The sequence below is a fragment of the Vibrio genomosp. F10 str. ZF-129 genome (assembly GCF_000287055.2).
Classification (GTDB): domain Bacteria; phylum Pseudomonadota; class Gammaproteobacteria; order Enterobacterales; family Vibrionaceae; genus Vibrio.
Map to the genome: position 1 here is coordinate 1 of NZ_AJYQ02000120.1, position 20,912 is coordinate 20,912.

The window sequence follows — 20,912 nt, forward strand, 5'->3', positions numbered from 1 at the left end:
CAACAAAATGCAGGAATGGTTTGAATCGGGTCTTCAGCAGTGGGATATCTCACGCGATGCCCCTTACTTCGGTTTTGAAATCCCAGGCGAAAAAGACAAGTTCTTCTACGTCTGGCTTGATGCACCGATTGGTTACATGGGTTCATTCAAAAACCTATGTGATAAGCGCGACGACCTCGATTTTGACGAATACTGGAAAAAAGACAGCTCGACAGAGCTTTACCACTTCATTGGTAAAGATATCGTTTATTTCCACAGCCTATTCTGGCCTGCAATGCTAGACGGGGCAGGTTTCCGTAAGCCAAACAACGTATTTGTACACGGTTACGTTACGGTAAATGGTGCGAAGATGTCTAAGTCGAAAGGCACATTCATCAAAGCAAGTACGTACCTAAATCACCTAGACCCTGAGTGCTTACGTTACTACTACGCGGCGAAACTAAACAGCCGCATCGATGACCTTGATTTGAACCTTGAAGACTTCACTCAACGTGTAAACGCTGACGTAGTAAACAAGATTGTTAACCTAGCTTCTCGTAACGCGGGCTTCATTACTAAGCGTTTTGAAGGCAAGCTATCTACTGAATTTGCAGAGCCTGAGCTTTACAACGAATTTGCTGCAGCTGCTGAGCGTATCGGTGAGCTCTACGAAACGCGTGAGTTTAGCCGTGCTATCCGTGAGATCACCGCACTTGCTGACAAAGCTAACCAGTATATTGACGAAAAAGCCCCTTGGGTTTTAGCCAAAGAAGAAGGCAAAGAGCAAGAGCTTCAAGAAGTCTCTTCTGTTGGTATCAACCTTTTCCGCGTTCTAATGGCTTACCTAAAACCTGTCATGCCAGAACTAGCCGCTCGCACTGAAGCTTTCCTAAACGAAGAGCTAACATGGGAAGGTGTGGCTACTCCGTTAACTGACCATGAAATTACGAAATTCAAGGCGCTGTTTAGCCGCATTGACTCTAAGAAAGTGGAAGCCATGGTTGAATCGTCAAAAGAAGATGCAGCCGCTGAAGCAGCAGCGAAAGAAAAAGCAGAAGCTGAAAAAGAGCAAGCAAGCCAAACGGAACTCGACAAAGATCCAATCGCCGACGAGATTGAGTTTGATGCGTTTGCAGCGGTTGATATGCGTATTGCTCGTATCATCTCTTGTGAAGAAGTGCCAAAAGCGAACAAGCTACTGAAGTTCCAACTGGACATCGGTGGTGAGACTCGCCAAGTATTCTCTGGCATCAAGTCAGCATACAAACCTGAAGAGCTAGAAGGCAAGCTCACCGTAATGGTCGCAAACCTAAAACCTCGTAAGATGAAGTTTGGTATGTCAGAAGGCATGATCCTAGCCGCGGGCCCTGGTGGTAGCGATCTGTGGATTCTTGAGCCACACGAAGGCGCACAGCCAGGTATGCGTGTCCTGTAATGACGACTGTCCGTCGCCATGACCGGACTTGACTTGGCTGATTTGGCTGATTTGACAACATAATCAGATCGTTAGTTAGGTATGTAAGCAAGTCAATAAGCACATCAGAACGCTCATAGTCTTAGTACTGTGGGCGTTTTTTATATTCGACTTCTCCCTTATTTGGGCTCCCCTGCACCAACAATGCACACACCAACAGAATGAAATATATCTAAGATATTGTTTTTAATGAAATTTAAAAGTGGCATAGAACTTGGAATACTCACTTTAGGTATATCTCTAAAGGAGTCGTTATGCTTATTTTTATCACCATTATTTCATTCATTACTTTTGGCGTATTCGCCACATTACTCCACTCATCAAAACAGCGTGGATCCGCCTTCCAACGTAAATACCAACTCATCATCACATTAAGGCAGCTACTGATCTTATGCAGAAAATACCGCAGTGCTACGCATTCGGCATTGATCTACACTACTGATCCCAAGAATATTCTTGAACCACTTAACCAAGAGATTTTAAAGCAAACCAATCATTTGATTTCCATTGCCCATTTCAATAACAAACCGGATTACCGAATCCTACAAATGAGGCTGACTGGTCTCGGAAAAGATTGGCACGAAAGAACCGTCGCTCGAAACCAAGTAATCCACGGTGCAGCCATGAGGCATTGTATGTACTTGATGGATGAGATAGCGATGGCATGGCTTGCTGAATCAGGCAGAGAGGATTTGAGGCACCAATATCATGTAAAATGGCAGCAAGTCATCGACTCGATGGAAGCACTCACTCAGTTGAGAATATCGATACAAGACATGGATACACAAGCGGGGATTCTACGTACCCAATATCGTTGCACCGCCATGTGCCGAAAACTGAACCAACTGTCCATAATCAGCCCATATTCGATGGCTTCTCAAGCAAGTCACCGTGCCATACACCAATTGGAAGAGATGACCGACAATCCCAAATATCTGCTGTCAGCAGATCAGCTATATGCATTAACCAGTGAAATATCCGTGAGCATCACCAGCGTGTATGACCATATTTTGTCTGAACTAACAGAAGGTATCTATTTACCACTTCCCACATTAGAAGCGTCGCAGGAATGTCAGTAGATGGATAATAGTGCCATCAAATTCATTCCATAGCTGACACAACAGTTATCCTAAGATGAAGTCAAGATCCCAATCAAACTCATGGTTGGGATCTTTATCTATTCGTAAGTCTGATGACGTTTTCTACTTTACGTTATCCGCGACCAAAGCGATGTTCTATGCCATTTTTAGTTTCTTTAAATGTTAGCCTCTTTAAAATAAAAAAAACCACCGATTTAGGATCGGTGGTTTTAGATGTATTACTGTAATGAAATATTATTTAGAGCATCTTACGTGCTGCTGCAACCACAACCTTAATAGAACGCGCTTCGGTTTCTTTTAGTGTGGCATGATCTGGAATTTCTTTTTGAGTACGGTTGATGATAACACCCGCGACACAACCTGCTTTTAGACCAGAGCTTGCACACATGGTCAGTAGTGTTGCAGATTCCATCTCAAAGTTCAGTACGCCCATATCTTGCCACTCTTGCATAGAGCCTTGGAAACGCTTCACTACACGTCCAGAGAACGTATCGTAACGCTCTTGTCCTGGGTAGAAAGTATCGCTTGAAGCAGTCACACCCATATGAACCGTCGCACCGGATTCTTCAACAGCCGCTTTCATTGCCGTCGCGACATCAAAATCTGCAACCGCTGGGAACTCCATTGGTGCAAAGTGTAAGCTAGCACCGTCAAGGCGAACTGAGCCAGTCGATACAATCATGTCTCCAACATTCACATGCGGTTGAATAGCACCAGTAGTACCAACGCGCAAGAACGTACGTACACCAAGCTGTGCGAGCTCTTCGACTGCGATAGAGGTTGATGGGCCACCAATACCTGTTGAACAAACGACAACCGGTTTTCCATCTAACTCGGCACGATAAAGCGTATATTCGCGATGACTTGCTAGAAAGACTGGGTTGTCCATTTCTTCAGCAATTTTTTGTACACGCGCAGGGTCACCTGGGATGATAGCAAGTGTTGCACCATTTAAATCAGCTTCTGTAATACCTAAGTGGAAAACGGCTTGAGACATATGTCACTCCTTTTGCAGCTTGTTCAGCTATTCATTCAACGCATAACTACACTGTAGTTTAGTTGGTAAAGTTATTAAATTAATCACCCCGCAACTGTAACGAACCTAACCTCAACAAAGAGTGATCAATTTCACACCAAAAGATGATTGATCGTGTGATATTTCACAGAAAAACGGTTTGCATCACACTTTAAGTTGTCTTTATTGCATTGATTGCACATAAAAATGCCCACTAATTAGAAAAGTGGGCATTCGTATTTCAAGGACAAAAACAACGTCAAGATGGCTGAGAATCTATCCCATTAGATGGCTTAAACTTTAGCAAACGCAATGCATTGAGTGTCACTAAAGCGGTTGCTCCGCTGTCGGCTAGCACCGCAACCCAAAGACCGGTAATGCCAAGTAAACTCGTCACCAAAAATATCGATTTTAAACCCAGCGCCAATATCACGTTTTGCCTAATATTATTTAGAGTTGCTCTGGATAACTCAATCATACTCGGCAACTCCACCAAACGATTATGAGTAATCGCAGCATCCGCCGTTTCTAAAGCAACATCGGTTCCTCCTCCCATAGCAATACCGATACTGGCGGCTTTCATGGCTGGAGCATCATTGATACCGTCCCCGACCATGGCAACATGATGGGTCTGTGAAAGCTTTTCAACATAACCCACTTTATCTTTCGGAAGTAAGCTCGCTTTATAATCGATACCAATCATCGCACTGATGGCGAGGGCGCTACGAGGGTTATCACCAGTGAGCATAATTGAATTAATACCTAACGAGTTAAGGGCATTGACCGCCTGCCTCGCGTCCTCTCGTAATGTATCTTGCCAGGCGATAATGCCAATACAGCTCGCTGTCTCCGTGTTTGACGAGGTGTTTAGAGTCACGACCACCGTTTTCCCTTCGCTCTCTAAGGCTTCAACCGTGCTCATGATCTCCTCATCAAGATCAATATCTAGCTTACCCGGGGCGCTCACTTGGTACTGTTCACCCGCGACATTTCCTCTAACACCACTGCCTACCAAGGTCTGTTTTTCGGTCGCTTCTGGCAACGCTACACCGAGTTGTTTTGCGCGATTGACTAATGAAACCGCCAATGGGTGGCTTGATCCCATTTCAATAGCCCCGACTACCTCTAATAGCGGTGTCTCCTGCCAGCCATTCAGGGCAATAATGTTGGTGACCTCGGGTTTTCCTTTCGTCAACGTCCCGGTTTTATCAAACGCGACCGTTTGAACTTTACCCAGCTGTTCGAGCGCCGCGCCGCCTTTAATCAACGCACCGCGACGCGCCGCTGCTGCCAAACCAGAGGTAATCGCAGCTGGAGTAGAAATCACTAATGCGCACGGGCAAGCGATAAGGAGTAAAGCCAGTCCTCGGTAGACCCACGTTTCCCAAGGTTGGGAAAATAGTAAAGGAGGCAGTGTAATCACCGCTAAGGCAACCACCATCATCAAAGGCGTATACCATCGGCTGAATTTATCTAAAAAACGCTCCAATGGTGCTTTGCGAGATTCCGCTTCTTCAATTAAATGCAAAATCCGATCAATGGCGTTTTCACCTTGTTTAGAGGTGATAGTGAAGCGCACCACTCTGTCTACGACGAGCGCCCCAGCCATCACGGCAGCACCTTGGTAACGCTCGACAGGAATCGATTCTCCGGTCAATGCGCTTTCATCAAAACTTGCGGATGCATCATGAAGTATCCCATCGGCAGGCAATCTAGCCCCAGGGGAGACTTCAATCACATCACCGGGATCCAGCTCAGTTGCGGCGACGTCAACTCGTTCACCATCAATAATTTTAACCGCCGTTTCTGGCACAAGCGCCATTAATGCTTGAACACCGCTGCGTGCTCGGGATGCAGCAAACGCCTCTAATCGCTCGCCAACCAAGAATAAAAGCAGCACCATGGCCGCTTCAACCGTCTCACCAAGATACAGTGCCCCAATAGCCGCGACACTCATCAAGGTTTCAATGGAAAACGGAGTACCAGACTGCGCCAAGTTGAATGCTTTTTTTCCTATTGGATACAAACCCGTTAAGCAAGTTAGGATAAATAGCCACTCACTCACAAAAGGCATCATCGGCTTGATTGAAGCCGCTACTAGCATCGCAAGCGCGATCAAAAGTATTGTTGAATTTTGTTTGATGATGGGCAGCCAACCGCTAGGGCTTTCTACTTTTGATGGGCTTGTTGGTAAAGAGAGCGTAAATCCTGCGAGAATAACCGCCCGCTCAATATGACTCACCACGTCGGGATCACTAAATCTTACGACCAGTTTTTCAGTGGCAAATAAGACCTTGGATTCCAAAATGCCTTCCAGCTTATTGACCGCTTTTTCTACTTTTCTTGCGCAGGACGGGCAATCCATCCCTTCGACTTTCCAACTCTGGGTTAATGGGTCTGATGTAAACTGACTGGACTCACTTTCCTCATCGTTTGGACCTGAACCGCTCTCACATTCGTCAGAACTGCAGCAGCCCGTATCGGATGTTGAGACGCTTGCCATCTTAATGGAAGTCATCTTGGGGCTTGAGCAAGAACCTTTTGAGGCCGTAACTGACCCGACCTTGCTTGAACGACACGCGTGATGTTTTGTACACATAGTGTTTTCTCCTTATCATGTTCATAAAGAGTATAAACCTTTGAGTCGACTCCAAGGTCAAAGGTTTATTTCACTTTTTAGCATTATTGTTCTTTCTTCTTAAGGGCATCCATCATCTCCTTTTCAACAACAGGATCATCAATAAGAACCGCATCATGCGAGCAAAATGGTTGTGAATTGACCGTCGCATAAGCCACCGTTTCTTTATCGACATCTTGCCCTTGCATCATGCCAGCGATGTGCTTTTTCAACATATAAACGGCAATAAGGCCAAAGACAACGGTACCCACAGCTTGTCCATAAAGTACCCCTAACGCGCCAAACCATTGTGCACCAATATAGACAAAAGGCAGTGTCCCTATCGTCGCTTTACCTAAATTCAGAGCCGTCGAGTACAGCGGTTTACCCAGATTATTAAACGATGTGTTCGCCACAAATAGTGTCCCATTGAAGACAAAGCTAATGGCGATATAAGTACAGAAGGCAGCTACAATAATCTCAGCGTCGCCTTCTAAGCTGAAAGCAATAACAATGAAGTCTTGGATAAAATACAAAATCAGGCAAACCAATAAGGTATACGTGGTGGTCACAATCAATGAATTGTTTAAGGTTTCTTTTACTCGGTCAAAACGTTCTGCCCCAAAATTTTGCCCGACAATGGGACCAACCGCCCCAGAAAGCGCGAAAATCACCGCAAAACATACGGGGATCAATCGGCCAATAACCGCATAACCCGCCACATAGTTCTCACCAAACTGAGCAATAAACGTCGTCACTATCGCGTTACCAACGGGCGTGGCAATATTGGTAATGATCGCGGGGATAGCAATGGCTAAAATGACTTTAAGCGTTCTCTGCAAATCAGAAACCGATGGCTTACCAACCAAGTCATGCACCTTGATGAGTGGGTATAGTGAAAAATACAAAACGGTAAATCGGGCAACCACCGACGCGATCGCTGCCCCTTCAATATTCCACCCAAACCCAAAAATAAATAAGGGATCTAAGATCGCATTAACAATTCCGCCAGAAAGCGTTGCCCACATCGAACGTTTTGCATCACCCGCAGCTCTTAATCCTGCCCCTGCTGCCATCGCTAAGGCTATAACAGGGCCACTTGGAATGATTATTTGCAAGTAAGCTTGCGCCCTTTCAGCGGCGACTCCTTTAGCCCCAATCAAGCTTAATAGCTCGGGGATATAAATGAACATCAGCGCTGAAATAATTGAGCTGATGATAAATGCAGTCGTCAGAATGGAGGCACTGAGTTGACGTGCGTATTGACGCTGTTTAGAACCAATCGCTTTAGAGACCAAAGCCCCCATAGCAATCGACGTACCAATGGATATTGAAGTAGAAAAAAACACTAAACTGCCCGCAAAGCCAACCGCAGCGGCGAGTTCGACTTGACCAAGCATACTGATAAACAGCATGTCGAGAAGATCAACCACGAACAGCGCCATCAAACCCACGGATCCTGCTCCTGACATCACTAAGATATGTCTCATGGTTGAACCGGTGACAAATTTAGCGCTCTGATCTGACATTCTATCTCCCTTAAAACAACAAAGGCGCATTATGCGCCTTACATTTTGTTACTTAATCATAGACTGAGACAAACTATCACACCGGATGCTTAAAGCAATCATCAATGCTTTTTCCGATTGCTCGCAAGACATCACGTCGACTAATTATGCCCACCAATTTCCCATTATCAATCACAGGGTAGACTTTAGGCTTGCCTACTTTCATTTTATCGGCCATTTCGATGATCGTGGTTTCTGGAGACACCGAGAGCACTTCTTTGTGCATGCAGTCACTTACTAAATGTGTGTCTTGACAGAAATAACTGACCTTAACCAATTTATCGAGCAGATCCTGCTCAGACAGGAAACCAATGACCCTCTCTTCTGAATCAATAACTGGGCCACCAAGGTGCGTGCACTTCATTACTTTCTGTAAAGCCACACTCAACGACATATCAGGTGTAAAGGTAACAGCCTGAAGGGTCATGTAATCTTTTACTCTTTGTGATTCCATCGTCTACTCCTTAAGCGACAACTTTTATTGCGTATAAGGTAATTGTTGTCTAATTTCATGATTTTACTAAATCAATTTCACCTATTATTACAATAGTTTTTATCTATAAGTTCTATAGAAAGTGCTCCAGCCCCTATACGGCCTCGATTGTCACTCTATCGCTCACAAACTCTTTTCTTGTTCTTGAGCCATGTCTTTCATTGTAATGATGCTGCTGATCAGAGAAACACCAAAAGGGACACAATAAGTCAACGCAGCTTTTATCCAGTGTATTGTTGAACCATGAAAAAAAGCATCATACTGATTGATAACATTTAAAAGCGTTCCAACAATGAGTGCAATATAGAGCGCTCGCTTTATGACTTTGCTATTGACCACGCAGTGACGCTCCTCTGCTTTATGTTGATTGTTTCCTAACCCTTGCTCCTTGCACCTAGCTGAGCGACGGCAGGTTAAGAACTATTTTATTTTTACCTGTTTTAGTATGGCAAAAAATTTTCATTATGGGAGAAGAATCATGCCAAACCCTGGCAACAAGATCATAAAAGGCCAACCTAAGTTAGCCTTTTGCATGAATCCGAATGAAGAATAGTCAATCAATAGAGCTACTGTTTATCTTCCCACCTCAAAGCGGCTTGCGCGTCTGAGTCTCTCGACTCGACCCAGCGAGTCGTCTGAGTAGTTCTTTCTTTTTTCCAAAATGGGGCTTTAGTTTTTAAGTAATCCATGATGAATTCACACGCTTCAAACGCCGCACCTCTATGTGCGCTAGAAACCCCAACAAAGACGATCTGATCGCCAATATCCAAATCACCAACTCGGTGAATCACACTTAGCGCCAACAGAGGCCAACGCTCCTCCGCTTTATCACAAATTTCGCTGAGTGCTTTTTCTGTCATCCCTGGGTAATGCTCAAGGGACAACCCAGTCACGTTATCCCCTAAATTCATATCACGCACTTTACCAATGAAGGTAACCACCGCGCCAGACTCCGTTCCTTGAGATAACTTTTCATATTCATCAGCAACCGAGAAGTCCGTCTGTTGCACACTAATACGATTATCCATATTAGCCCCCAGTGACCGGAGGAAAAAAGGCCACTTCATCGCCATCTGAAATCGTCGAATCGAGAGGCACAATAGATTGGTTCACTGCGGCTAATAATTTACCTTGCTCTAAAGCCATGTCCCATTTTCCCTCTTGCTGAGCAAGGTGAGCACGCACTTGTTCTACCGTGTCAAAATCCCCAGCCAGGTCTAAATGGTCAACGCCCACCAACTCGCGGGTTTGTGCAAAAAAGAGAACTTTAATCATGATTCCACCTTGAAGTGCCCTGATTTACCACCGGTTTTCTCGAGTAAACGAACATGTTCAATGACAATGTCTTTTTGAACCGCTTTGCACATATCATAAATAGTTAATGCCGCAACAGAAGCCGCTGTGAGTGCTTCCATTTCAACACCGGTTTTACCCGCTAATTTACATACAGATTCGATACGGACTTTGCTCTCCGATTCAATCGCCTCTAACTGTACTTCCACTTTTGACAATAACAGTGGATGACAAAGAGGAATCAAATCCCAGGTTTTCTTTGCCGCTTGGATGCCCGCGATACGCGCCGTTGCAAATACATCACCTTTGTGGTGCTGCCCAGAAACAATCAAATTAAGTGTTTCTGGTGCCATCGAAACGTAAGCTTCAGCTCTTGCTTCTCTTACCGTTTCAGCTTTCGCAGAAACATCAACCATATTGGCTTCACCTGAAGCGTTAATGTGAGTTAACTCAGTCATTGTTGGCTCCTGCCTTTATACCGACAAATGTGGCATGAAGTTACACGGGCGATGGCTTGCATCAAGCTGCTGTTTAATGATTTTAGTCCAAGCCGTGCGGCACGCGCCTGTCGAACCTGGCATAGCAAAAATAACGGTATGGTTAGCAAAACCCGCGATAGCACGAGACTGAATGGTTGAAGTACCAATTTCTTCATAGGACACGGTGCGGAATAATTCACCGAAACCTTCCACTTGCTTATCAAATAGAGGAACGAGGGCTTCTGGTGTACTGTCTCGTGAAGTAAAACCTGTACCACCGGTAATCATAACGGCTTGAACCGTTTCATCGGCTATCCACTGAGAGACAATGGCACGAATTTTATACATATCATCAATAACGATTTTTTTATCCACGACATTGTGCCCAGCGTCTTTGGCCTGCTCTGCTAAGTATCCACCTGATGTGTCATTTTCTTCTGTGCGAGTATCCGATACGGTTAAAACCGCAATGTTTGCTGCCTGAAATTTGCTTTCTGCGTGACCCATTTGTTCACCTATGTTTAAAGTTGTATTGATATGCCTATCTGGTTAGTTCCCGACCGATGCAAACGGCCAAAGACTGACTAGCCACCGATGGATGCTAAATGAGGCGTAATCCCTGAGTTGCCATCATGCAAATAGTGGCTTTGTGATTTATTTTGTAGCTGCTCTGAAATTCGGCTGATCAAACCTTGTTTCTGTGAATCGCTCTCGAGCAAATCTCTCAATTCAACGCCATGATCGCCAAAAAGACACATGTGTAACTTCCCAACTGACGATACTCGCAGTCGATTACAGCTGTCACAGAAGCTTTTTTCATAGGGCATGATAAGCCCTATTTCCCCGAGATAGTCTGGATGAACAAATACCTGAGCGGGGCCGTCGTTGACTTCACGAACTTTCAAGATCCACCCATTAGCAATCAACTGATTTCGAATAGCGACACCTGATACATGATGACGCTGAAACAGATCATCCATTTCACCGGTTTGCATCAGTTCTATAAAACGCAGTTGAATGGGTCTGTCTTTTATCCAGTTCAGGAAACTCGGTAATTCATGAGCGTTGAGATCTTTCATCAAAACCACGTTCACCTTAACCTGTGAATAGCCCACTTCAAAAGCGCGATCAATTCCAGCCATCACCTGAGAAAACTTATTCTCACCGGTTATTTGATGAAACATACGCGGGTCTAAGCTATCCACACTCACATTGATATGAGTCAACCCGGCTTGTTGCCATGATTCAACGTGTTTCTCCATACGATAACCGTTGGTCGTCGTCGCGACTTTTTCAATCCCACGAGTTGATGACACGGTATGGATAATATCTTGAAAGTCTTTACGTAGGCTCGGTTCACCGCCAGTAATACGCACTTTAGAGGTCCCACATTCAGCAAATGCAGAGACGACACGTTTTACTTCAGGTACCGATAAAAAAGACGAGTTTTTCTGCCCTGAAGGCTTATATCCATCAGGCAGACAATAGGTACATTTAAAGTTACAGACATCTGTAACAGACAGCCGCAAGTAATAAAACTTTCGGTTGAATTGATCTTCGAATTGTTTCGCCACGGAACACCTTTCCAAATACGGGAGGCCAAATCATTTCTAATTTAGCCCTGGTGGCATACAGCCACTGTCTCATTACGCTTATCCTTACCGATATGGTGAACTTAGCTTAATGAGCTCGGAGTTATGGCAACCAAATAAACCATGAGGGCTTACTGGTAGCTAGGCTATAAAATACTGAATATTTTGTTACGATTCCACTCTTGCAGTCAAAAAACCATGCCCGTAACAAAAAATACCCACTTTTAAGTAGTTAACACACGTTAATGACACTAAATTAGTACAAATACACTGACTTCACTTAATATTGTCATTAAAAAGGCGACGGAAAAAAGCAGTAACACCTTAACAAAAAACCATAACGCCTCAACGAAAAGAAGAATGTCATGACTTTATACTCATCAAAAAAAGTGGTCGCCATCGGCGGCGGTCACGGTTTAGGTCGTATGCTTGCGGCACTGAAAGATTTTGGTTCAAATGCAACAGGGATTGTGACAACCACTGACAATGGTGGTTCAACAGGGCGTATACGCCATTGCCAAGGTGGTATTGCATGGGGGGACACGCGAAACTGTATTAATCAGTTGATAACCGACCCATCAATAAGCTCAATGATGTTTGAGTATCGCTTTAAGGGCGCAGGGGAACTGGATGGGCATAACTTGGGCAATTTAATGTTGACGGCATTGGATAATCTATCCGTTCGACCTTTTGAAGCCATTCAACTGATCCGAAACATGCTAAAAGTTGATGTCAATATCGTACCCATGTCAGAGCATCCCTCTGACCTTACCGCATTATCCATGGAGGGGAAATGGGTGACCGGGGAAACGAATGTCGATGAAATGACCGATGATTTAATGCGATTGGATTTGTCTCCAGAAGTGCCCGCGACAAAAGAAGGGGTCACCGCCATAGAGGAAGCGGATTGTATCATTCTGGGGCCAGGCAGCTTTTTGACTAGCATTATGCCGCCACTACTGTTGCCTGAAATCGGTAAAGCCATTTCGACGAACACCAATGCCACTGTGGTTTTTGTTGAGAATTTATCCCCTGAGTTTGGCCCTGCAGGACGCATGAGTTTAAAGCAAAAGCTAGAATGGTGTGAACGAGCCTGCCAAGGCCGTAAAATTGACGTAGTCCTCGGCGATACGCCACACCCAGAAATAGACCAGGAATGGCATTGTTTAACCACCGAGCTGGCTTCTCCAAATCGCGATTGGCGACACGATAGAAGCAAACTGCAAGCAGCCATTGAACAATTACTCGGTAGCTAGTCGCTATTGGCTATTGGCTATTGGCTATTGGCTATTCGGCCACTCTATTTTAGGGCTAGGTACTTTGTCACTCACTACTTGGTCACTAACGCTTGATACACGTCTCTTGTTAGCTCAAGAACGCTGACCATTGCCGTCGAATCACTCTGCGGGTCAAGCCCTTGGCCCGTTTTTATTTTCATATCAATATCGATGGATAACTGACACAAACGATCGGCGCCAAAACTTGCCGCACTGCTTTTCAACGCATGGCTTATCTCTTTGAGGTAGGCGACTTTGTCTGGGCCTTTTTTACTGAGTAACGTTTCAGCATACAAACTCAACTCATCAAGAAAAATATCCAGTAATACAGGCACATTTTCAGGCCCAATTTCGTTGGAAAGTCGCTCTACTTTTATTTTATTTAGTACGTCCATCACTATTTCACATTGTTCCATGCTTGTAGTTTTCGATAGATAGTTGATGGGCTAACATCAAGATATCCTGCGGCCCGAGGAATATTTCCCTCACAGGCTTCAATGGCCTGTTCTATTGCGGCCTTTTCCGTTTGCCATAGTGGGAAAATATCATGCACCGACGCTTGTTCTTTAACACTTGGCTGCATTCTGATTTGATTATCCACCGGCATATTGAGCGGCGGTGGGAGCATACTCAATGTAATTTCTTTACCGTTGTTAAGGACCACGACATTGCGTAATACGTTTTGTAATTGTCTTACGTTTCCAGGCCATTCAAAACGATTGAAACACTCCACCACATCAGGGGATAAGCGCACAAACCCCTTACCCTCTTCGTTCGACATAAAACCTAATAATGAATAAGCAATCTCTATCACGTCTTCCCCACGCTCACGCAAAGGCGGTAAATGAAGCGGGATAACATAGAGACGGTAGTAGAGATCTTCTCTAAATCGCCCTTCTTGGACTTCTTTCCAAGGATCTCGGTTGGTTGCACACACAAAGCGAACATCCACACTTTTCATTTTAGACGAGCCTACTTTTTGAAACGTCCCCGTTTGAATAAAGCGCAGTAATTTGGTTTGTAAATCGAGGTCCATTTCACATAACTCGTCGAGAAACAGAGTCCCTCCGTCAGCGAGCTCTGCGGCCCCCTGCCTATCGGTCGCCGCGCCAGTAAACGCGCCTTTTACGTGACCAAACAGCTCACTCTCAATCAGATCTTTAGGGATAGCCGCACAGTTAATTGCAATAAAGGGTTTATCACCACGCTTGCTGGCCGCATGAATCGCTTCGGCGCAGACTTCTTTACCGGTACCACTTTCTCCGGTAATGAATATACTGGCTTTACTGGTAGCGGCTGAGTCAATCGTGCGGTAGACCGATTGCATCATGTGGCTGCTGCCAATGAAACCTTGGTAGTTTTGATTACCAGGGTAGTCATCTTTGTTTTTAAGCTTACTCGCCTTACGAATAGCATTATTCACCGTGACACGCAGACGATCCGCTTCACAAGGCTTAATAAGAAAGTCCTGAGCGCCCAAACGCATGGCTTCAACAGCGGTATCGATAGATCCATGGGCTGTCATAAAAATAACAGGCACGTCTGGGTGAATTTGCTTCGCACTTTCAAGGACGTCCATCCCAGTCATATCTGGCAGTCGTAAATCAAGCAAGATAAGGTCGGGCGTTCGATTTTTTAAGCTATCAAGCGCATCACGCCCGGTTCCGACAATATTAATGTCTATACCTAGCGGGGTGAGGTAAGATCGATACAGAGCCGCGACCGACGCGGTATCCTCTACCATCAATAGATATTTAGATTTATGTACATCTGACAGTTGCTGCATAACCTAGCCATTAGTTATTTGCATTTTTCTAGATAATTGCATTACGAATTGCATTTTGCAAACATAAGGCATCATTAATATAGCATCGAAAGGCTGTTTTTGTGTGCTACATCGCGAATGAATGTTGACCTCACGAATCATAATCAAATGACAACGATAGAAGACACTCTAAGCGGATTTATAAAAATCTCGGTGTGTAAAAACCCTATAAAAAACAAAGCCAATAAAGTCATGCTCAATTGGCTTGTTATTATCGACTTTCTTTTGTTTGTTTTCTAACTATTGGCGATGAACTGCTGACGCAACTTCTCGATATCATCGCGCTTAGCCGCTGCTAGCTCAAACTCCAAATCTTGCGCATGTTGATACATCTGCGCTTCCATTCTCTTAATCTCTTTATCCAGCTCTTGCGGCGTTAAGGTGTTGTAAGCCAATGACGGCTCTGCCACTTGAGATAATGGCACTTGCTTACTTGTTTTCTTCTTCTTTAACTTAGCGATGTCGCCGATTTCCATAATGTCTTTAACGCTGCGCTTCAATGCTTGAGGAGTGATCCCCTTCTCAAGGTTATACGCTTGCTGTTTTTCACGACGGCGGCTGGTTTCATCGATCGCTTTTTTCATCGATTTAGTTATCGAGTCGCCATATAAAATCGCTCGACCTTCTAAATTTCGGGCCGCACGGCCTATCGTCTGTATGAGCGATCGCTCTGAACGTAAGAACCCTTCTTTATCGGCGTCAAGTATGGCCACCAGCGAAACTTCCGGCATATCCAAACCTTCACGGAGTAAGTTAATACCCACTAACACGTCAAACTCGCCTAAGCGTAGATCCCGTATTATTTCAACTCGTTCTACCGTATCAATATCTGAGTGTAAATAACGGACTTTAACACCATGTTCGGTTAGGTATTCCGTCAAGTCTTCAGCCATTCTTTTTGTCAATGTCGTGACCAATACACGTTCATCTTTCTTAGACCGAATTCTAATTTCAGATAAAAGGTCATCCACTTGTGTCGCGACAGGACGCACCTCAATCTGTGGATCAAGCAGACCGGTCGGCCTAACCACTTGATCAGCAATATCATTGGCTGACTTCTCCAATTCGTAGTTACCCGGTGTGGCTGAAACAAAAATGGTTTGTGGCGCGAGAGATTCAAATTCTTCAAACTTTAGCGGACGATTATCCAGAGCTGAAGGTAGCCTAAATCCAAATTCAACGAGGGTTTCTTTTCTCGATCTATCTCCTTTAAACATTGCCCCAATCTGAGGCACGGTCACATGCGATTCATCGATAATCAGAACACCATCTTCAGGTAAGTAATCAAATAACGTCGGTGGCGGCTCACCCTCTTTCCGGCCACTCAAGTAACGAGAGTAGTTTTCAATACCAGAGCAAAAGCCAAGCTCATTCATCATTTCAAGATCAAATTGGGTACGCTGACTGATCCTTTGCTCTTCTAGAAGTTTATTGTTCTCAAGTAGATACGTCTGACGTTCTTTCAAGTCTTTCTTTATATGCTCAATGGCATCAAGAATACGTTCTCTCGGTGTCACGTAGTGAGTTTTAGGGTAAATAGTATAGCGGGGTAGATCTCTCTGCTTCACGACACCAGTAAGAGGGTCAAACACACTGATACAATCGATTTCATCGTCGAACATCTCTATTCTCACTGCATCTTGCTCTGACTCCGCAGGGAAAACATCAATGACTTCACCACGAACTCGAAATTGACCGCGCTCAAAGGCAACATCATTGCGAGAATATTGAAGCTCTGCCAAACGACGTAAGATATCTCGTTGGTTCATCACATCGCCACGGCAGATATGTAACATCATCTTCAAATAAGAGGCAGGATCACCCAAACCATAAATGGCAGAAACGGAAGCAATAATAATGGCGTCTTTACGTTCAAGTAGTGCTTTGGTGGCAGACAAACGCATCTGCTCGATATGTGCATTGATAGAGGAGTCTTTTTCTATAAAAGTATCTGTCGTTGGTACATATGCTTCGGGCTGGTAATAGTCGTAATAGGAAACAAAATACTCGACGGAGTTATTGGGGAAAAACGACTTCATTTCTCCGTAAAGCTGCGCAGCCAATGTTTTATTAGGAGCGAGTAAAATCGCAGGCCGCTGTGATTCAGCAATCACATTCGCTAGTGTAAAGGTTTTGCCCGATCCCGTTACCCCCAACAATGTTTGATGAGCTAAACCTGAATCCAAACCCTCGAGCAGCTTTTTAATTGCAGTGGGTTGATCGCCTGACGGCTGATAATCAGACTTTAAATTGAACACTTTACTCATCTTCTCTCCATGACATTAGACTCTCACTCCCACCATTGTCGCTGTATGTATATACACCTGCAATATTTATATTTAAGACTCGTCTAAAAGATTTCTTTTAATCATGATAAAAAGAGAGCACACACCGTATTTAGACTGGATAATCCATTTTCCTTTTGGTATTATCTTTCGCCCTACACCGTCATCCCCGTAAAAAAACACTCATTTTTATTCACAAGATTTCCCCAATTTAGTGCAACGTGAACAATTTACCCTTCTCTACATTCTCAAAAAATTTTCAATCAAACACTCAGAACTTCCCATTAATCCTTAAGTTACAATAAATTATTTTACACTTCACACCCTGATCGAATTAGAATCTTAACTCTATTTATTCAGTAAAACCCAGTTCTACCGAGTAATTCACACACTTATCCACAAATTTAGTGGATAAGTAAATGCAGCCCAATAGCGATAAGGCATAAGAGAAAGTAAAGTGAATTTCTACAAAATATATTCACTATTTTCTGTTTCCAAATAGTTGACAGCCTAAAATTCTCTCGTTAAAATTCGCCCCGCTTTACAGCAATTCCCCCTTAGTTCAGTTGGTAGAACGGCGGACTGTTAATCCGTATGTCGCAAGTTCAAGTCTTGCAGGGGGAGCCAAATTTTAAGGCCCAGTCTTTTGACTGGGCCTTTTCCATTTCTGTTTTCCGAATCAATTTCTCATGCCCAGTTAAATCTTATCGGTTTGACGCTAAGTACCTTCTAATAGGGCGTTTTATCGCCGCAAAAAAAAACAGACACGCTATTTATTCAATTATTTACTCTAAATCAGTAAAACCTTACTGTTCGTGAGTTGTTATTAGCTTGGCAAAGCACGATAATATTGGGATCGGAATTTCAAATAAATACAATTATGACCGAATATTTTTTATTGTTGATTGGCACTGTGCTGGTGAACAATTTTGTACTGGTAAAGTTTCTCGGGCTATGTCCATTTATGGGCGTATCAAAAAAACTGGAAACCGCAATAGGCATGGGTTTAGCAACCACGTTTGTGCTAACACTTGCGTCGGTTTGCTCGTACCTGGTCGAAAACTATTTGCTGGCTCCGCTTGGTATCGAATACCTGCGGACAATGAGCTTCATTTTAGTCATCGCCGTGGTTGTCCAATTCACGGAAATGGTGGTGCACAAAACCAGCCCTACGCTGTATCGACTGCTAGGGATCTTTTTGCCGCTGATTACAACCAACTGTGCGGTATTAGGGGTTGCTCTGCTCAACATTATCGAAAACCATAACTTTATCGAATCTATCATCTATGGTTTTGGGGCGGCGGCTGGATTTTCACTCGTCCTGATCCTTTTTGCTTCAATGAGAGAACGAATTGCAGCCGCGGATGTACCTGGCCCGTTTAAAGGTGCATCCATTGCCATGATTACTGCAGGGTTAATGTCGCTCGCCTTTATGGGCTTTACTGGTTTGGTGAAAATGTAATGATCACGATTGCAATTGCCATCATCGCCGTTGTCGCTCTAGCCGCTGTATTTGGAGCGATACTCGGATTCGCCTCTATCAAATTTAAGGTTGAAGCGGATCCGATTGTCGATCAAATCGATGAACTTCTTCCTCAAACTCAGTGTGGTCAATGTGGTTACCCTGGTTGCCGCCCTTATGCTGAAGCCATTGCCAATGGCGATAAAATAAACAAATGTCCACCTGGTGGCCAGGCGACTATTGAGAATCTTGCTAACTTAATGGGCGTAGAAGTAGAAGAATCAGCACACGACCTGAATGACGCCGTCAAAACCGTGGCCTTTATTCACGAAGATATGTGTATTGGCTGCACCAAATGTATCCAAGCGTGCCCTGTTGACGCCATCGTTGGCGGGACGAAAGCTTTACATACTGTCATCAAAGATGAGTGTACTGGTTGTGATTTATGCGTGGCCCCTTGCCCTACAGATTGCATTGAAATGATCCCTGTAGCCCAAACGACTGAAAATTGGAAATGGCAAATGAACTCGATTCCCGTTCTCGATATTAGCGATTCTGTTTCTCACAAAAAGCAAGACGAAGTGAGATAGATATGAGCACACTTTCCTTAATCGAACAGATAAAAACCGGCTCATTGTGGCAATTCCATGGCGGTATACATCCACAAGACAACAAAAGCCAATCTAATCAGAGCTTTCCGGTAAACGCCGACGTTCCACAAGAGATTGTACTGCCGATTAAACAGCATATCGGCAAGCCTGGTGATCTCATCGTCAAAAGTGGCGACACGGTATTGAAAGGTCAAGCATTAACCAAGTACAACACAACCATGATGCTTCCTATTCATTCTCCGACTTCGGGTGTCATTACCGCCATCGAACCAAGAATCACGAACCACCCATCAGGGCTCAGTGAGCCGTGCATTGTGATTTCCCCGGATGGTAAAGAACAATGGATAGAAAAAAACAGTATTGAGGACTTTCAAAGCGCTTCTTCTGAAACTCTACTTGAACATATTCGCCTTGCAGGAATATCAGGGATGGGTGGCGCAGGTTTTCCAACAGCAAAGAAAATACAGTCCGGGCTCTCCAAGACCGATTTCTTAATCATCAACGCCGCTGAATGTGAGCCTTACATCACCGCCGATGACGTTATAATGCGCCATTACGCAGAAGAAATCATGACTGGCATCGATATTGTAGAGCACATACTCAAGCCAAAACTCACCATTATCGCCATTGAAGATAATAAGCCAGAAGCCATTCAAGCGATGGAAAATGCAGCGAAAGACAAAGACATTGTCATTCGCGTCATTCCCACCAAATTCCCTTCTGGTGGTGAAAAACAGCTGATTAAATTGCTGACCAATCAAGAAGTGCCTAACAATGGCATTCCAGCGGATATCGGAATGCTGGTGCAAAACGTCGCTTCGATGTATGCAATCAAGCGCGCCGTGTGTGATGGCGAGCCACTGATCCAAAGAATAGTTACGTTGACGGGTAATCAATTCCCACAACCAAGAAACGTTTGGGCCTTAATTGGCACCCCGATCGAATCTCTACTCCAGCAGTTTGGCTATAAAGCAGCAAAAAAAGCACCGCGTCTTATCATGGGTGGCCCCATGATGGGGTTTACTTTACCAAGCGCCTTGGTGCCTATCACTAAAACCAGTAACTGTATTCTGGCCCCGGGCACGAGAGAATTACCTCACAGCCAGTATGAGATGGAATGTATTCGTTGCGGGCAATGCGCCGAAGTATGCCCTTCTGCTCTGCTTCCTCAACAATTGCAATGGTATGCCAAGGCGGAGGAATACGATAAGTGTACCGAGCTTAACCTAAAAGATTGTATCGAATGTGGTGCTTGCGCTTATGTTTGCCCAAGTCAAATCCCTCTCGTTCAATACTATCGTCAAGCCAAAGCTGAAATAAAAACCAGAAAAGAAGAAGCTCAGGCTGCGGAACGAGCACGTCAGAGATTTGAAGAAAGAAAAGAACGCTTAGAAAGAGCAAAAGCTGAGCGAGAAAACAAGTTTAAGAAAGCCGCGGATAGCCGTCGAAGCGAAATGAAAAAATCAGGCGGTGACGATGCGATAGCCGCGGCTATTGCTCGAGTAAAAGCGCAAAAAGAACAAACTCAAACCGCTCAGCCGGGTGCCGAAAAAGTCGTTAAGCCAGCCGTCGCCGCTGCCATTGCACGAGCGAAAGCAAAACAAGCTGAAGCGCAGAAATCAAGTGAACCCGACAATACCGAAATGACCCGTCTTAGAGCGGAACGTAAGAAACTCGCTCGTGAACGAAAAGCGTTAGAGCAGACTTCAGATCAGCAACCCACGCAGGCAGAAACCGATCCGAAAAAAGCGGCTGTCGCTGCGGCTATCGAGAGAGCCAAAGCACGCAAAGCACAACAAGCCGAAGCTCCGACAACGTCTGAGCCAGAAGATCAAGTAACGC

Annotated in this window: 19 protein-coding genes, 1 tRNA gene and 1 riboswitch; of the genes, 7 read left to right on the top strand and 13 right to left on the bottom strand. The window is 44.5% G+C overall.

Annotated features, from left to right (window positions below; all coding sequences use genetic code 11):
- Together metG and A1QO_RS15790 are read left to right on the top strand one after the other, a co-directional pair.
- Positions 1–1,414, top strand: a 1,414-nt coding sequence (metG, locus tag A1QO_RS15785) for a methionine--tRNA ligase (protein ID WP_017040944.1), incomplete at its 5' end; no start/stop codon positions are given.
- Between the two features lie 293 nt (positions 1,415–1,707).
- Positions 1,708–2,532, top strand: coding sequence for a hypothetical protein (locus A1QO_RS15790; RefSeq protein ID WP_017040945.1), 825 nt, complete (start codon positions 1,708–1,710; stop codon positions 2,530–2,532).
- 259 nt (positions 2,533–2,791) lie between these two features.
- Here the strand turns inward: A1QO_RS15790 and udp are convergent, their stop codons facing one another.
- From udp to moaA, 10 genes are all read right to left on the bottom strand, one after another.
- Positions 2,792–3,550 carry a uridine phosphorylase gene (udp, locus tag A1QO_RS15795; protein WP_017038707.1) on the bottom strand — a complete coding sequence of 253 codons (759 nt, stop codon included), beginning with the start codon at positions 3,548–3,550 and terminating at the stop codon, positions 2,792–2,794.
- Positions 3,551–3,827: 277 nt separating this feature from the next.
- A complete protein-coding gene (locus tag A1QO_RS15800) occupies positions 3,828–6,167 on the bottom strand; it encodes a zinc/cadmium/mercury/lead-transporting ATPase (RefSeq protein ID WP_017040946.1) in 2,340 nt (779 codons plus the stop codon).
- An 83-nt stretch (positions 6,168–6,250) separates the two neighbouring features.
- Complete coding sequence (locus tag A1QO_RS15805; protein ID WP_017034311.1) at positions 6,251–7,714, bottom strand: MATE family efflux transporter; 1,464 nt, start codon at positions 7,712–7,714, stop codon at positions 6,251–6,253.
- 76 nt (positions 7,715–7,790) lie between these two features.
- Positions 7,791–8,207, bottom strand: a complete 417-nt coding sequence (locus tag A1QO_RS15810) for a CBS domain-containing protein (protein ID WP_017034310.1) — start codon at positions 8,205–8,207, stop codon at positions 7,791–7,793.
- 162 nt (positions 8,208–8,369) lie between these two features.
- Positions 8,370–8,585 (bottom strand): nitrate/nitrite transporter NrtS, encoded by a 216-nt coding sequence (gene nrtS, locus A1QO_RS15815; RefSeq protein ID WP_017034309.1) that lies wholly within the window; start codon positions 8,583–8,585, stop codon positions 8,370–8,372.
- Positions 8,586–8,812: 227 nt separating this feature from the next.
- Positions 8,813–9,274, bottom strand: a complete 462-nt coding sequence (gene moaE, locus A1QO_RS15820) for a molybdopterin synthase catalytic subunit MoaE (RefSeq protein WP_017040947.1) — start codon at positions 9,272–9,274, stop codon at positions 8,813–8,815.
- 1 nt (position 9,275) lies between these two features.
- The gene (gene moaD, locus A1QO_RS15825) at positions 9,276–9,521 is read right to left on the bottom strand and encodes a molybdopterin synthase sulfur carrier subunit (RefSeq protein ID WP_017038703.1); all 246 of its coding nucleotides are present in this window, start codon (positions 9,519–9,521) and stop codon (positions 9,276–9,278) included.
- The gene (gene moaC / locus A1QO_RS15830) at positions 9,518–9,997 is read right to left on the bottom strand and encodes a cyclic pyranopterin monophosphate synthase MoaC (protein WP_017034306.1); all 480 of its coding nucleotides are present in this window, start codon (positions 9,995–9,997) and stop codon (positions 9,518–9,520) included. The genes moaD and moaC overlap by 4 nt, the downstream gene beginning before the upstream one ends.
- Positions 9,998–10,012: 15 nt before the next feature.
- Complete coding sequence (moaB, locus tag A1QO_RS15835) at positions 10,013–10,525, bottom strand: molybdenum cofactor biosynthesis protein B (RefSeq protein ID WP_017034305.1); 513 nt, start codon at positions 10,523–10,525, stop codon at positions 10,013–10,015.
- Between the two features lie 77 nt (positions 10,526–10,602).
- A complete protein-coding gene (moaA, locus tag A1QO_RS15840; protein WP_017038702.1) occupies positions 10,603–11,592 on the bottom strand; it encodes a GTP 3',8-cyclase MoaA in 990 nt (329 codons plus the stop codon).
- Positions 11,581–11,725, bottom strand: a riboswitch (molybdenum cofactor riboswitch). Its footprint overlaps the gene before it by 12 nt.
- 250 nt (positions 11,726–11,975) lie before the next feature.
- Here moaA and A1QO_RS15845 point away from each other — a divergent pair.
- The gene (locus tag A1QO_RS15845; protein ID WP_017034303.1) at positions 11,976–12,866 is read left to right on the top strand and encodes a YvcK family protein; all 891 of its coding nucleotides are present in this window, start codon (positions 11,976–11,978) and stop codon (positions 12,864–12,866) included.
- A 74-nt stretch (positions 12,867–12,940) separates the two neighbouring features.
- Here A1QO_RS15845 and luxU read toward each other — a convergent pair whose 3' ends face one another.
- From luxU to uvrB, 3 genes are all read right to left on the bottom strand, one after another.
- Entirely contained in the window at positions 12,941–13,282 is a 342-nt protein-coding gene (luxU, locus tag A1QO_RS15850) for a quorum-sensing phosphorelay protein LuxU (protein WP_017034302.1), read from the bottom strand.
- A gap of 2 nt (positions 13,283–13,284) precedes the next feature.
- Positions 13,285–14,673: a quorum-sensing sigma-54 dependent transcriptional regulator LuxO gene (gene luxO, locus A1QO_RS15855; RefSeq protein WP_017034301.1), complete on the bottom strand. Its 1,389-nt coding sequence runs from the start codon at positions 14,671–14,673 to the stop codon at positions 13,285–13,287.
- 275 nt (positions 14,674–14,948) lie between these two features.
- Complete coding sequence (gene uvrB, locus A1QO_RS15860) at positions 14,949–16,979, bottom strand: excinuclease ABC subunit UvrB (protein ID WP_017040948.1); 2,031 nt, start codon at positions 16,977–16,979, stop codon at positions 14,949–14,951.
- 569 nt (positions 16,980–17,548) lie between these two features.
- Here uvrB and A1QO_RS15865 point away from each other — a divergent pair.
- The 4 genes from A1QO_RS15865 to rsxC all read left to right on the top strand — a co-directional run.
- Positions 17,549–17,624: transfer RNA gene (locus tag A1QO_RS15865), tRNA-Asn, on the top strand.
- A 253-nt stretch (positions 17,625–17,877) separates the two neighbouring features.
- Positions 17,878–18,459 (top strand): electron transport complex subunit RsxA, encoded by a 582-nt coding sequence (rsxA, locus tag A1QO_RS15870; protein WP_017034298.1) that lies wholly within the window; start codon positions 17,878–17,880, stop codon positions 18,457–18,459.
- Positions 18,459–19,049: an electron transport complex subunit RsxB gene (gene rsxB, locus A1QO_RS15875; RefSeq protein WP_017040949.1), complete on the top strand. Its 591-nt coding sequence runs from the start codon at positions 18,459–18,461 to the stop codon at positions 19,047–19,049. The genes rsxA and rsxB overlap by 1 nt, the downstream gene beginning before the upstream one ends.
- A gap of 2 nt (positions 19,050–19,051) precedes the next feature.
- The coding region (gene rsxC, locus A1QO_RS15880; protein ID WP_017040950.1) for an electron transport complex subunit RsxC at positions 19,052–20,912 on the top strand (1,861 nt) is incomplete at its 3' end.